Source organism: Roseateles sp. GW821-FHT09B06 (assembly GCF_059418245.1).
In genome coordinates this window covers 19,350-32,961 of record NZ_JBWKPM010000026.1, presented here as the reverse complement: position 1 = coordinate 32,961, position 13,612 = coordinate 19,350, and the positions used below count along the sequence as shown (strand labels likewise).

General features: G+C 70.0%; 12 protein-coding genes. 7 read left to right on the top strand and 5 right to left on the bottom strand.

Annotated elements, in window-relative coordinates; all coding sequences use genetic code 11:
* Window positions 1–9 precede the first annotated feature (9 nt).
* From AC07OQ_RS19260 to AC07OQ_RS19240, 5 genes are all read right to left on the bottom strand, one after another.
* Complete coding sequence (locus AC07OQ_RS19260) at window positions 10–966, bottom strand: ABC transporter permease (protein ID WP_495054759.1); 957 nt, start codon at window positions 964–966, stop codon at window positions 10–12.
* Window positions 967–988: 22 nt separating this feature from the next.
* Entirely contained in the window at window positions 989–2,608 is a 1,620-nt protein-coding gene (locus AC07OQ_RS19255; protein ID WP_495054758.1) for an ABC transporter substrate-binding protein, read from the bottom strand.
* Between the two features lie 58 nt (window positions 2,609–2,666).
* Window positions 2,667–3,956, bottom strand: coding sequence for an NAD(P)/FAD-dependent oxidoreductase (locus AC07OQ_RS19250; RefSeq protein WP_495054757.1), 1,290 nt, complete (start codon window positions 3,954–3,956; stop codon window positions 2,667–2,669).
* A gap of 41 nt (window positions 3,957–3,997) precedes the next feature.
* Complete coding sequence (locus tag AC07OQ_RS19245) at window positions 3,998–4,663, bottom strand: haloacid dehalogenase type II (protein WP_495054756.1); 666 nt, start codon at window positions 4,661–4,663, stop codon at window positions 3,998–4,000.
* Window positions 4,664–4,863: 200 nt separating this feature from the next.
* On the bottom strand, window positions 4,864–6,351 hold the full coding sequence (locus tag AC07OQ_RS19240) for an aldehyde dehydrogenase family protein (protein ID WP_495054755.1): 1,488 nt from the start codon (window positions 6,349–6,351) through the stop codon (window positions 4,864–4,866).
* 305 nt (window positions 6,352–6,656) lie between these two features.
* Between AC07OQ_RS19240 and AC07OQ_RS19235 the strand changes: the two genes are divergently transcribed.
* The 7 genes from AC07OQ_RS19235 to AC07OQ_RS19205 all read left to right on the top strand — a co-directional run bounded on the left by AC07OQ_RS19235 (window position 6,657) and on the right by AC07OQ_RS19205 (window position 13,583).
* The gene (locus AC07OQ_RS19235; protein ID WP_495054792.1) at window positions 6,657–7,475 is read left to right on the top strand and encodes a GNAT family N-acetyltransferase; all 819 of its coding nucleotides are present in this window, start codon (window positions 6,657–6,659) and stop codon (window positions 7,473–7,475) included.
* Window positions 7,475–8,407, top strand: a complete 933-nt coding sequence (locus AC07OQ_RS19230) for a 2-hydroxyacid dehydrogenase (protein ID WP_495054754.1) — start codon at window positions 7,475–7,477, stop codon at window positions 8,405–8,407. The genes AC07OQ_RS19235 and AC07OQ_RS19230 overlap by 1 nt, the downstream gene beginning before the upstream one ends.
* A 288-nt stretch (window positions 8,408–8,695) precedes the next feature.
* Window positions 8,696–10,096 carry an aspartate aminotransferase family protein gene (locus AC07OQ_RS19225; RefSeq protein WP_495054753.1) on the top strand — a complete coding sequence of 467 codons (1,401 nt, stop codon included), beginning with the start codon at window positions 8,696–8,698 and terminating at the stop codon, window positions 10,094–10,096.
* An 81-nt stretch (window positions 10,097–10,177) separates the two neighbouring features.
* Window positions 10,178–10,669 carry an Lrp/AsnC family transcriptional regulator gene (locus tag AC07OQ_RS19220; RefSeq protein ID WP_495054752.1) on the top strand — a complete coding sequence of 164 codons (492 nt, stop codon included), beginning with the start codon at window positions 10,178–10,180 and terminating at the stop codon, window positions 10,667–10,669.
* A 6-nt stretch (window positions 10,670–10,675) separates the two neighbouring features.
* Window positions 10,676–11,041 (top strand): (2Fe-2S)-binding protein, encoded by a 366-nt coding sequence (locus AC07OQ_RS19215; RefSeq protein ID WP_495054751.1) that lies wholly within the window; start codon window positions 10,676–10,678, stop codon window positions 11,039–11,041.
* Window positions 11,038–12,438, top strand: coding sequence for an FAD/NAD(P)-dependent oxidoreductase (locus tag AC07OQ_RS19210; protein ID WP_495054750.1), 1,401 nt, complete (start codon window positions 11,038–11,040; stop codon window positions 12,436–12,438). The genes AC07OQ_RS19215 and AC07OQ_RS19210 overlap by 4 nt, the downstream gene beginning before the upstream one ends.
* On the top strand, window positions 12,435–13,583 hold the full coding sequence (locus AC07OQ_RS19205; protein ID WP_495054749.1) for an NAD(P)/FAD-dependent oxidoreductase: 1,149 nt from the start codon (window positions 12,435–12,437) through the stop codon (window positions 13,581–13,583). Before AC07OQ_RS19210 ends, AC07OQ_RS19205 begins: the two co-directional genes overlap by 4 nt.
* Window positions 13,584–13,612: the final 29 nt, after the last annotated feature.

The following is a 13,612-nucleotide window of genomic DNA, read 5'->3' as shown; positions in this document are numbered from 1 at the left end:
GAGGCCTTTTCAGCGATGGCGCAGGCGGGGGTTGGCGACGATGCTGCACATGTCGGCCAGGGTCACGAGCATCAGATAGACGGCGCAGAACAGCATTGCGCAGGTCTGCACCAGGGGCATGTCGCGCTGGCTGACGCCGTCCACCATCAGGCTGGCGATGCCGGGGTAGTTGAAGATGGTCTCGACGATGATGACGCCGCCCAGCAGATAGGACATCGACAGCGCCACCGCGTTGGCGATCGGTCCGATCGCGTTCGGCAGCGCATGGGCCAGCACCATGCGCGTCGGCGAGGCGCCCTTCAGCCGCACCATCTCGATATAGGGCGCGCGCAGCTGGTCGACCACGGCCGCGCGCGTCATCCGCATCATCTGCGCCATCGTCACGCAGCACAGGCTCAGCACCGGCATCGCGAAGGCGCGCAGCATCTGGCCGATCGAATCGACGCTGCTGCTATACGACAAGGCCGGCAGCCAGCGCAGCTCCACCGCGAAGATCAGCACCGCCAGGGTCGCGACCAGGAACTCCGGCACGGAGACCACCGCCACCGCGCCCGAGCTGGCCAGGCGGTCGAACCAGGAGCCGCGCCACATCGCCGAGGCGATACCCAGCGCCAGCGCCAGCGGCACGGCGATCGCCGCGGTGATCGCCGCCAGCTTCACCGAGTTCGGCAGGCGGCTGGAGATCATGTCGGCCACCGGCAGATGGGTGACGATGGACTGGCCGGGATTGCCGGTGGCCATGCCCGACAGCCAGGCCCAGTAGCGCAGATGGGCCGGCACGTTCAGGCCCATCTGCTCGCGCAGCGCGGCCAGCGATTCGGCCGTGGCCTCCTGGCCCAGCTGGGCCTGCGCGGCATCGCCGGGCAGCAGCGCCGTGATCGTGAAAACGACCGCGGACACCACCAGCAGCGAGACCAGGGCCAGCGCCACGCGGTTGACGATGAGTCGCAGGATCAGCAGGTTCATGATGGTCAGAGCTTATGCGCGGTCAGGCGTCCAGCCAGACATGCTCGGCGAAGGAATAGCCCATCAGCCCGCCCAGCGGGATCGGGGACAGGCCCTTCAGCTTGGTGCTGTGGCCGTCCAGACTGGCCAGGAACAGCGGAATGCCGATGCCGGCCTCATGGTGGATCATGGTCTGCATGTCGGCATACATCTGCTTGCGCTTGGCCAGATCGGTCTCGGCGCGGGCACCGATCAAGAGCTGGTCGAACTTCTCGTTCTTCCAGCGCGACTCGTTCCAGGCCGCGTCCGACTTGAACAGCAGGGTCAGCAGGGCGTCGGCGCTGGGGCGCGGATTGATGTTGCCGAAGCCCACCGGGCTGTTGAGCCAGTGGTTGGCCCAGTAGCCGTCGGCCGGCATGCGCTTGACGTCCAGGTTCAGGCCGGCGCGCTGCGCCGCCTGCTGCAGCACCAGGGCCGTCTCGACCGAGTACAGTGCGGCCGGCGACACCACCACCGGAATCGGCGCGCTGCCCAGATTGGCCTTCTTCAGATGGAACTTGGCCTTCTCCGGGTCGTAGGGGCGCTGCGGCAGGCCGGCGAAGTGGAAGCGGTTGGTCGGGTCGATCGGCTGGTCGTTGGCGATCACCGCATGGCCCAGCGCGATCGACTTGCGCATCTGCTCGCGGTCGAACAGGTGCTTCATCCCCAGCACGAAGTCGGGGTTGGCGCCCGGGCCCATGTCGCGGCGCATCACCAGGTCGGAATACTGGCCGGCCTGGGTGCTGAAGACGGTGTAGCCGGGCGTGCTCTTGACGCGGTCCACCGAGCGCGGGTTGACGGCACCGACCAGATCCAGATCGCCCGACAGCAGCGCATTGACGCGCGCGCCCTCGTCGCCGATGCCGACGAATTCGATCTCGTCCAGATAGGGCCTGCCGGGTTTCCAGTAAGCCTCGTTGCGCACCGCGATCGAGCGCACGCCGGGCTTGAATTCCTTCAGCTTGTAGGGTCCGGTGCCGATGCCGGTCGAGAAGTCGGTCGTGCCGTCCTTGACGATCATGAAGTGGAAGGTGCCCAGGATCACCGGCAGGTCGGCGTTCGGCGCGCTCAGCGTGATCGTCACCTCGTTGGCACCGGTGGCCTTGACCGTGTCGATCTGGTCGGCCAGGGCCTTGGCCTTGGAGGCAGTGGCTGCATCCTTGTGGCGGCTGATCGAGAACACGACGTCGGCCGGCGTCAGCGCCTTGCCGTCATGGAAGACCACGCCCTTGCGCAGCTTGAAGATCCAGGTCTTGGCGTCCTTGGTCGTGAATTCCTCGGCCAGCGCCGGCTGCGGCGTCAGGCTGCCGTCCAGCGTGGTCAGGCCGTTGTAGAGCATGGTGCCGCGCGAATAGTCCGTCTGGTTGGACATCTTGGCGGGGTCCAGCGTGTCGGTGATCGCCGCGGTGGCGCCGGCCACGCGGATGCGCCCGCCGCGGCGCGGCGTCTGGGCATAGGCCGACAGGGCCGTGCCCGCCAGGCCGCCGGCCAGGCCCATCTGCATGCCACCGGCCATCAGCATGGTGAGGATGTCGCGGCGCGTCGCGCCGCGCTTGATCGCCTCCATCATGCGTGTACTTTCCTGGGGACCGACGAGGCTTTGCAGCTTCTTGCTATCGCTCATGATTGGCTCCGGTGATGGGATGTGCGGGGTGAGGAAGGGACAAGGGAGATGCGGGGGCTCAGGAAAGCTTGTCCTTGAGCTGGTAGTACAGGCCGACCGCCGGCAGGAACCAGGGCGGGCCCAGATGGCCGGGGATGGCAGGCCAGGCGCGGTCGCGCCAAGGGTTGGCCTCGCGCTCGCCGGCCAGCGTAGCGGCCATGCGCTGGCCCATGTGGACCGACATCTGCGTGCCATGGCCGCTGTAGCCCATCGAGTAGAAGAGACCGTCGCGCTCGCCGGCATGGGGCAGGCGGTCCTGCGTCATGTCGACCAGGCCGCCCCAGCAGTAGTCGATGCCGATGTCGGCCAGCTGCGGGAATATCTGCGTCAGGCCACGGCGCAGGATGGCGCCGCTCTTCTGGTCCGAGGTCGGGTTGGAGACCGCGAAGCGCGCCCGGCCGCCGAACACCAGGCGGTGGTCGGCCGTCAGGCGGAAATAATGGTGGATATTGGCCACCGTCACATAGGTTCGCCGCCCTTCCAGCAGGGCCCGGGCGCGCTCGGCGCCCAAGGGGGCGGTGACGATGATGAAGCTGCCCACGCCGACGATGCGGCGGCGCAGCCAGCCGAAGGAGCCGTAGCCACCATGCAGCGAGGCGCCGGTGGCCAGCAGCACCTGCTTGGCGCGCACGCTGCCGCGCGGCGTGTCCACCAGGTGCTCGTGGGTGCGGCCCTGGCGCTGCAGGCGCAGCGCCGGCGTGTTCAGGTGGATGGCCGCGCCGGCGCGCTCGGCCGCCTGGCCCAGGCCAGCGGCGAAGCGGCCCATATGCATCTGGGCGCTCTTCTTCTGCAGCAGGCCGCCGACATAGCAGTCGCTGGCCACCTCGTGGCGCACGCGCTGCGGCGAGACCAGCTCCACGTCGGCATCCACCTCGCGGGCCATGCGCTCGCAGCTGCGCGCCAGCGCCTCGTAATGGGCGGGCTTGGTGGCCAGCTTGAGCTTGCCGTTGCGCTGGAAGTCGCAGGCGATGCCCTCCTCGCGCACCAGGCGCTCGACCGTGTCCACCGCGGCATCGAACTCGTGGTACCAGGCGCGCGCCTTCTCGACGCCATGCTGCTCGGCGGCGGCGGCATAGTCCACCGCCAGGCCGTTGTTGACATGGCCGCCGTTGCGGCCCGAGGCTTCCTTGGCAATACGGTCGCAGGCCTCCAGCACCACCACCGAGGCGCCGCGCCGCGCCAGCGCCTGGGCGGCCGACAGGCCGGTGAAGCCGGCACCGACGATCAGCACATCGGCCGTGCCTGGCAGCTCGCGGGGCTGTGGCTGGAAGGCGGGGGCCGAATCGGTCCAGTAGGAGTCGAGCTTCATGGTGGGCGCTGGCTGCGGCAGGCGAGGACGGAAAACGCGAATCAGAGGCCGACGACGCCGGCCAGGCCGCCGATGTCGGCGATCTCCACATAGTTGTAGGCCGGATTTCCGGGGCCATGGCCGCGGTTCACGAATACCTTGTTGCGGATGCCCAGGTCGTCGGCCGACATCAGGTCGTAGCGCAGGCTGGACGAGACATGCAGCATCTCCTCCGGCTTGGCGCCCAGCGAGTCCAGCATGTATTCGAAGGCCTGCAGGCGCGGCTTGTAGGCCTGGGCCTGCTGGGCGGTGTAGACGCGGTGGAAGGGCGCGCCCAGCAGGGTCACGTTCTTCTGGATCTGGTCGTCCGAGGCATTGGACAGGATCACCAGCGGGATCTCCTTGGCGATCCGGGCCAGGCCGGCCGGCACGTCGTCATGCGGGCCCCAGGTGGGCACGGCGTCGTAGTACTGCTGGGCCTCGTGGTCGAAGTACTGGATGCCCCATTTCTTGCACAGGCGCCGCACCGCGTTCTTCAGCACCACCTCGTAGGGCTGCCAGGCGCCCAGCACCTCGTCGAAGCGGTAGGCGCTGAAGTCGGCGATGAAGCGCTCCATCTGCTCGGGCTTGATGCGGTCGGCAAAGATGTCGCGGGTCATCTCGCCCATGCGGAAGCGGGTCAGCGTGCCGTAGCAGTCGAAGGAGATGTATTTGGGACGGAAGGCCATGGAGGTGTCCTGTGGTCGGGTGAGGTGATGAAGAGGAAGAAGAAAATCTCGCTCAGGCTGCTGTCATCAGGATTTCATTGAAGCATGTGAGCCGGAGTGATATGCCGGGATTTGCCACGCGCAGGCGCATGAAACTGTGGTTTGGGGCGGCCCGCACGGCATAGCCTGCGGCGTGCTCCGGGCTTGGGCGCCGGTGCACTTCATTGCGGCGGCGCGAAGTCGATCAGCACGCTTTTGAGGCGCAGATTGGCCTCGACCGCCTGCCGGCCCAGATCCTTGCCGATGCCCGACTGTCCGAAGCCGCCGGTGGGGATCACGAAGTCGGCCGTGCGCCCGTAACGGTTGATCCAGACCGTGCCGGCGGAGATGCCGCGCATCATGCGCAGGGCCCGGCCCAGGTCGGCCGTGTGCACGCCGGCCGCCAGCCCGTAATGCGCATGGGCGGCCAGGGCCAGGCCCTCCTCCTCGGTGTCGAAGGTCTGCACCGTCAGCACCGGACCGAAGATCTCCTCCTCCACCGCCGGGTTGGCGCCGTCCACCCGGTGCAGCAGGGTCGGCAGGTAGTAGGCGCCGTCGGCGCAGATGTCCTGCCGCAGCCCGCCGCACAGGCGCTCGGCGCCGGCCGCCACGGAGCGCCGCACGATGTCGTCGATGCGCGCGGCCTGGGCGCGCGAGATGATCGGCGGCAGGCCGGCGCCGGCATCCCAGGTGGCGCCGGGCCGCGTGGCGGCAAAGCGCAGGGCCAGCTTCTCCAGCAGGGCCTCGGCGATGCCCCGCTGCACGATCAGCCGCGAGCCCGCCACGCAGACCTGGCCCGCATTGCCGGTGATGGCGCCGGCCACCAGGCCGGCCAGCCGGTCCAGGTCGGGCACGTCGTCGAACACCAGCTGCGGACTCTTGCCGCCCAGCTCCAGGGTCACCGGCTTGGGCCCATGCTGGGCGCAGGCCGCCATGATGGCCGCGCCGGTGCGGGTGGAGCCGGTGAAGGTCATCTTGGCGATGCGCGGGTGCCGGCTCAGTGCGTCGCCGGTCTCGCGCCCGTCGCCCTGCACGATATTGAAGATCCCATCCGGCACGCCGGCCTGCGTGGCCAGTTCGGCCAGGCGCAGCGCCGAGAAAGGCGTCAGCTCCGAGGGCTTGAGCAGCACGGCATTGCCGGCGGCCAGCGCCGCGCCCACTTTCCAGGACACCATCACCAGCGGGAAGTTCCAGGGCGTGATCGCACCGACCACGCCATAGGGCTCGCTGACCGTCATGCCGAGGTGGTCGGCGCGCGTGGCCGCCACCTCGCCGCCCAGCTTGTCGGCGTATTCGGCGAAGAAGCGCAGGCCCTCGGCCGTGAATGGGATGTCCCAGGCCAGCACGTCCTTCAGCGGCCGGGTCGAACCCACCGCCTCCAGCGGCCCGAGCACGGCGCCGTCGGCCTCCACCAGGTCGGCCCAGCGCCTCAGCACCCGGGCGCGCTCGCGCGGCGCGCGGCGGGCCCAGTCGCCGCCGCGCCAGGCGGACCAGGCGCTCTGCGCCGCGCGGTCCACCAGCTCGGCGTCGGCGACCGGCAGCGCCGCATAGGCGCACCCGTCCGAGGGACGCAGCACCTCCAGCCGATGGTCGGGGCGGCCGGGCAGCAGCCGGCCATCGATGTAGTGGCCGCTGGGCACGGCGATGCTTTGGGGATCGAAGAGTTGCACGGTCTGACCTGTGGTTGGGCGTCGTCGTTTCGACCCCGGAATCCTAGGGAGACTGGTGCGGAATATGCTGGCGTTGCGGGGCGGCGAGAGGCAGCAAATTGCGAGTCGCGGGGGCCGCGCAGCCGAAGATGCGGTATGCGTAAAAACAGCAAGAATGTCCTAGCGCCGCCCCGGCAAGCCGGCAACCATTGGGCGCAACAAAGCTTCGCGTTCAGGAGATCTTCGTGAGCCACCCATCAAGCGCGGCAACAGCAGCAGCAGCGGCAACAAGGGCGCCGCTGCCCGACGGCGTGGCCCTGCGGGACATGGGAGCGGCCGATCTGGAGGCCGCCCATGCCCTGTCGCTGGCCGTGCACTGGCCGCACCGGCTGGCCGACTGGCAGGCCGCCTTCACCCTGGGCGGCGGCATCGTGGCCGAGCGGGACGGCGAACTGGTCGGCACCGCCCTCTACTGGCGCTGGGGCCCGGCGCATGCCACGCTGGGCCTGGTAATCGTCGACCCGCGCTGCCAGGGGCGTCGCATCGGCCTGCACCTGATGCAGGCCCTGCTGCAGCGGCTGGAGGGCCTGAACGTGCTGCTGCATGCCACGCCCGAGGGCCGCGGACTCTACGAGCGCCTGGGCTTCGTGCGCACGGGCGAGGTGCGCCAGCACCAGGGCACCGCCCTGCCCGCCCCGCTGGTGGCGCTGGGCGAGGGCTGGCGCCTGCGCCCGGCCGACCACAACGATGCCTTCAGCCTGATCCGGCTCGATGCGCAAGGCCGCGGCATGCCGCGCGAGCCGCTGATCACCGAGCTGCTGGCCCATGCCGACACCGTGGTGCTGGACCATGAGGGCGAGGCCAAGGGCTTCGCGATGCTGCGGCGCTTCGGCCGCGGCCTGATCATCGGTCCGGTGGTGGCGCCGGACACCGAGGGCGCCAAGGCCCTGATCGCCCATCTGGCCGGCCTGAGCGCCGGCAAGTTCGTGCGCATCGACGTGGACTTCGATGCCGGGCTGACCGAATGGCTGGAGACCCTGGGCCTGCAGCGCGTCGACGCGCCCACCGAGATGGTGCGCGGTACGCCGCCGGCCCGCAGCGCCGATGCGCGCGGCTACGCGCTCGTGACCCAGGCGCTGGGCTGATGCGCTTCGTCTACAAGGCCGATCCGGTGCGCGGCCGGGTCTGGGCCGAGATCTTCGCGCGCGAGGCACCCCAGCTGGACTTCCGGATCTGGCCCGACATCGGCGACGATCCGGCCGCGGTGCGCTATCTGGCCGCCTGGGAGCCGCCCGCCGACATCCGCGGCCTGTTTCCGAACCTGCAGGTGCTGTTCTCCTCGGGTGCCGGCGTCGACCAGTTCAGGTTCGATGAACTGCCCGCCGACCTGCCCGTGGTGCGCATGGTCGAGCCCGGCATCATCAAGGGCATGGTCGAGTATGTAAGCTGGGCCGTGCTGAGCCTGCACCGCGACATGCCGGCCTACCAGCGCCAGCAGCGTGCGGCGAGCTGGCGTCCGATCCAGGTGCAGCCCGCGGCCAAGCGCCGCATCGGCGTGCTGGGCCTGGGCTCGCTGGGCCGGGCCGTGCTGGGCCAGCTGCGCCATGGTTTCGGTTTCGACTGCGCCGGCTGGAGCCGTTCACGCCACGCGATCGAGGGCGTGCAGTGCTTTGCCGGCGCCGACGAACTGCCGGCCTTCCTGGCCCGCAGCGAACTGCTGGTCTGCCTGCTGCCGCTGACCGACGCGACGCGCGGCTTTCTGAACGCCGGGCTGTTCGCCCAACTGTCCGCCGGCGCCGGGCTCGTGCATGTGGGCCGCGGCCCGCAACTGGTCGAGGCCGACCTGCTGGCGGCGCTGGGCAGCGGCCGGCTCTCACATGCGGTGCTCGATGTCACCGATCCCGAGCCGCTGCCGGCGACTCACGCCTTCTGGCAGCACCCGCAGGTCTGGCTGACGCCGCACATCGCCAGCATGACGCAGCCGGAGACGGCGGCGCGGGTGGCATTGGAGAACGTCAGGAGGTTTGAGGCGGGAGAGGCGATGGTGGGGGTGGTGGATCGGGGATTGGGGTATTGAGCCCCGATTGACGGAGCACCGACTACCCTCCATGCCGGCTCGGCGGAAGGCCGAGTTGAAGTGTGTAGCGATGGAGCAGATCATCGCTACGGGCATCAAACTCTTCCCAAACCTCGGTGCCTCATGCAGGCCCGCCCCATCCCGGGGCCGCAGAATCTTCTGCCGTCCCCACCCAAAGAACAGCGCGTGGAGCCAAGCCACGGCCCCCATTGCAGCACCACCCGCTGCGCGCCCCCCCCTAAGCTGGAGCCTCTTCAAGATGACGATCAATGAATGGAAGAGCGCCCCATGCAGTCCAACGCACTCGCTAGCAATCTCGACGCGCTGATCACCCTCGACCGCGCGCACCTGATCCATCCGGTCGCCCCCTGGCGCAAGCATGAGCAGCGCGGCGTCACGGTGCTGGAGTCGGGCCGGGGCGCCTGGCTGACCGATGCCAGCGGGCACGAACTGCTCGACGCCTTCGCCGGCCTGTGGTGCGTCAACATCGGCTACGGCCACGAGAGCGTGGTGCAGGCCGCGGCCGCGCAGATGCGCAAGCTTGCGTACGCCACCGGCTACTTTCACTTCGGCAGCGAGCCGGCCATCCTGCTGGCGGACAAGCTGGTCGAGATCAGCCCGGCCTCGCTGACCCGGGTCTACCTGACCTTGGGCGGCTCGGACGCCATCGATGCGGCGATCCGGCTGATCACGCAGTACTACAACAACACCGGCCGGCCGCAGAAGAAGCAGTTCATCGCGCTGGAGCGCGGCTATCACGGCTCCTCGTCGACCGGCTCGGGCCTGACGGCGCTGCCGGCCTTCCATCGCGGTTTCGACATGCCGCTGCCGACCCAGCATTACATCGCCTCGCCCTACAGCTACCGGAGCGGCCTGGACGACGCTGCCCAGATCGCCGCCTCGGTGGCGGCCTTGCGCGCCAAGGTGGCCGAGCTGGGCGGCAGCGACAAGGTCGCGGCCTTCTTCTGCGAGCCGATCCAGGGCTCCGGCGGCGTGATCGTACCGCCCAAGGGCTGGCTGAAGGCCATGAGCGCGGCGGCCCGCGAGCTGGATCTCCTCTTCGTCGTCGACGAGGTCATCACCGGCTTCGGCCGCACCGGCCCGATGTTCGCCTGCCAGGCCGAAGACGTGCAGCCGGATCTGATGACGGTGGCCAAGGGCCTGACCGCCGGCTATGCGCCGATGGGCGCACTGCTGATGTCCGAGCGGGTCTATGCCGGCATCGCCGACGGCGCGCCGGCCGGCGCGGCGATCGGCCATGGCGCCACCTATTCGGCCCATCCGGTCAGCGCCGCGGTGGCGCTGGAGGTGCTGCGCCTGTACGAGGAAGGCGGCCTGCTGGCCAACGGCCAGCGGGTGGCGCCGGCCTTCGCCCATGTGCTGGACTCGCTGCGCGAGCATCCGCTGGTCGGCGACTCGCGGCATCGCGGCCTGCTGGGCGCGCTGGAGCTGGTCAGCGACAAGGCGAGCAAGCGCGCTTTCGACCCGGCCCTGGGCCTGTCGGACCGGCTGTTCGAGAGCGGCTACCGCAACGGCCTGGTGTTCCGTTCCTTCGCCGACCATATCCTCGGCTTTGCGCCCGCGCTGTGCTTCACCGAGGGCGAGTTCGAGCAGATGGGCCAACGCCTGCGCAAGACCCTGGACGAGCTGCTGGCCGCGCCCGATGTGCGGGCCGCGCTGAAGTCCTGACAAGGTCGTAGTTGGACGTACGGCGCCCGGGCGCCGGCGACGCAAAATCGACCCGTTCCTGGACTATGTAACGAGTACACCGTGGGCCCACTCAAGCTAGACCGCCTCGACCTGCGCATCCTGAGCCAGCTGCAGAAGAACGGCCGCATCACCAATGTCGACCTGGCCGACGCGGTGGGCCTGTCGCCCAGCCCCTGCCTGATCCGGGTCAAGCGGCTCGAACAGGCCGGCTATATCGCCGGCTACGGCGCGCAGCTGCGGCTCGAGAAGCTGGGCGACACATTGACCGTGTTCACCGAGGTGACCTTGACCGACCACCATCGCGAGGACTTCGTGCGCTTCGAGGCCGCGATCCGCGAGGTGGACGAGATCCTCGAATGCCATCTGGTCAGCGGCGGCTACGACTACCTCCTGAAGTTCACGACGCGCGGCGTCAACCACTACCAGGCCATCATCGAGGAGCTGCTGGAACGCAATATCGGCATCGAGAAGTACTTCAGCTTCATCGTCATCAAGTCCCCCTTCATCAAGAACCATTACCCGATCGAGCGCCTGTTCCCGCCGACGCTCTGAAAGCCCATGAGTGAACCCTTCCCCGCGCCGGGTGCGCAGCGCTTCGTGCGCCTGGCCGAGACCGGCCGCGCCGCCGTGACCCTCAGCATCGACGGCCAGCGCGCCCAGGCGCTGCAGGGCGACAGCCTGCTGGTGGCGCTGCTGAGCCAGCGCGGCCATCTGCGCCGTTCGGAGTTCGGCGCGGCGGAAGCCCGCGCCGGCTTCTGCCTGATGGGTGCCTGCCAGGACTGCTGGGTCTGGGACGAAAGCGGCAGCCGCCTGCGCGCCTGCTCGACGCCGGTGGCCGAGGGCATGGCCGTGTGCACGGCGCCGCCGGCGCACTACTGGCCGGCCACGCCGGACCTGAAGATCGTGCAGGAGCGCGAGGCATGACGGCACCGAAGATGGTGGTGGTGGGCAGCGGTCCGGCTGGCGTGCGGGCGGCCGAGGCCCTGGTGCAGGCCGGCCTGCGACCCATCGTCGTCGACGAGGGCAGTCGCAGCGGCGGCCAGATCTACCGCCGCCAGCCGCAGGGCTTCAAGCGCGACTACGCGACCCTGTACGGCAGCGAGGCCGCCAAGGCGCAGGCCCTGCACGACAGCTTCGACGCGCTGCTGCGCGACGACAAGATCGACTACCGGCCCGACACGCTGGCCTGGAACCTCACGGCCGGTCGACTCCACACGGTGCGGCCGGCCAGCGCGGAGACCGCCGAGATCGCCTTTGACGCGCTGATCGTCTGCTCCGGCGCCACCGACCGGCTGATGCCGGTGCCGGGCTGGCACTATGCCGGCTGCTACAGCCTGGGCGCCGCGCAGATCGCGCTGAAGGCCCAGGCCTGCAGCATCGGCGCGCATGTGGTCTTCCTCGGCAGCGGCCCCCTGCTCTACCTGGTGGCCGCGCAATATGTGAAGGCCGGCGCCCGGGTGGCCGCGGTGCTGGACACTTCGGCCGCCGTGCCCTCGCTGCAGGCCCTGCGCGGGCTGCTGAGCCGGCCACGCCTGCTGTGGACGGGCCTGCGGCTCAAATCGCAGCTGAAGCGCGCGGGCGTGACCTTGCTGAACGGCGTGACGCCGCTGCAGATCGAGGGCCAGGCAGAGAGCGGCGTGGCCGGCGTGCGCGTGCGCGACGCCCAGGGCCATGAGCAGCGCTTCGCCTGCGATGCGGTGGGCCTGGGCTGGCATTTGCGCGCGGAGTCGCAGCTGGCCGACCTGGCGCGCTGCGAGTTCGCCTTCGAGCCGCTGAGTCGGCAATGGCTGCCGCGCATCGACCAGGACGGCCGCAGCAGCACGCCGGGCGTCTACCTGGCCGGCGATGGCGCGCGCATCCTCGGCGCGGACGGGGCCGAGGCCGCCGGCCGGCTGGCCGCGCTGGCCGCCCTGAGCGATCTGCAGCATGAGACCGGCCGCCAGCGCTACGTTGCCGAGCAGGCCGCGCTGCGCGACACCCTGCGGACCATGGACCGCTTCCGCCAGGGCCTGGCCCTGGCTTTTCCCTGGCCGCATACCCAGGCCGCCGCGCTGCCGGACGAGGCGGTGGTGTGCCGCTGCGAGGGCGTCAGCGCCGGCGAGCTGCGGCATTGCGTGCGCGAGCTCGGCAGCCAGGAAGTGAACCGCGCCAAGGCCTTCAGCCGTGTCGGCATGGGTCGCTGCCAGGGCCGCTTTTGCGGCCATGCCGCGGCCGAGCTGATCGCGGCCGAGGCCCATATCCCGGTCGAGCGCGTCGGCCGCATCCGCGGTCAGGCGCCGGTGAAGCCCTTGCTGATGAATGCGCGCGAGGTGCAGGCATGAGCGACGGCAGCAAGAACGTGCAACGCAGCGATGTGCTGATCATCGGTGGCGGCCTGATGGGCACCACCACCGCCTTCTTCCTGCGCCGCCAGCATGGCCTGAGCGTCACCCTGCTGGAGCGGGAGCTGATCGGCCGCCAGGCCAGCGGCACCAATTTCGGCAATGTGCGCCGCCAGGGCCGCGACCTCGCGCAGATGCCGCTCGCGAATCGCGCCCGCGCGGTCTGGGGGCGCATCAGGGAGCTGCTGGGCGAGGACCTGGAGTTCCTGCCCTACGGCCATCTGCGCGTCTGCTATACCGAGAAGCAGGCCGCGGCGATCGAGCAGCATGCGAAGGACGCCAAGCCGCTGGGGCTGGAGCTTCAGCTGTTCAGCGCCGAGGGCCTGCGCCGGCGCTGGGGCATCTTCAGCCCCGAGGTGGTGGCGGGCTCGCTGTCGCCGGTGGACGGCCATGCCAACCCGCGTCTGGCCGGGCCGGCCTTCGGGCGCGCCGCGCAGCGTGCCGGGGCGGCGGTGCACGAGCACAGCGAGGTGGCCCATATCGAGCGCGACGGGGCCGACTTCATCGCCCACACGAGCGACGGCCGCCAGTACCGCGCGGCCCAGCTGCTGGTGACCAGCGGCGCCTGGTCGGGCCGCTTCGCCGCGGCCTTCGGCGAGCCGGTGCCCCTGGACGCGCGCGGGCCGCAGATGGGCGTGACCGAGCCGCTGCCCTATGCGATCGGCCCCTCCATTGGCCTGTCCTCGCCGATCGAGACCGAGGGCCTGTACTTCCGCCAGATCGCGCGCGGCAACATCGTGTTCGGCGGCGGGCTCAAGGGCCCGGCCGATGCCGAGCAGATCCGCGCCTATTCGACGCCCGAGAACCAGCTGCGCCAGCTGCGCGAGCTGCGCCGCTTCGTGCCGGCCTTCGCGAACGTGCAGCTGCTGCGTGTCTGGAGCGGCATCGAGGGCTACACGGCCGACTGGGCGCCGGTGCTGGGCCCCAGCGCCCGCGTGCCGGGCCTGCACTACGCCTTCGGCTTCAACGGCGAGGGTTTCGCGATCAGCCCCGGCGTCGGCGAGGTGATGGCCGAGCTGCTGGCGACGGGCCGGACCTCGACGCCGATCGACGCCTTCTCCATCGCCCGCTTCGCGGCCGGCTGAGCCGAGTCTCTGGTTCTACAAGCCGCTTC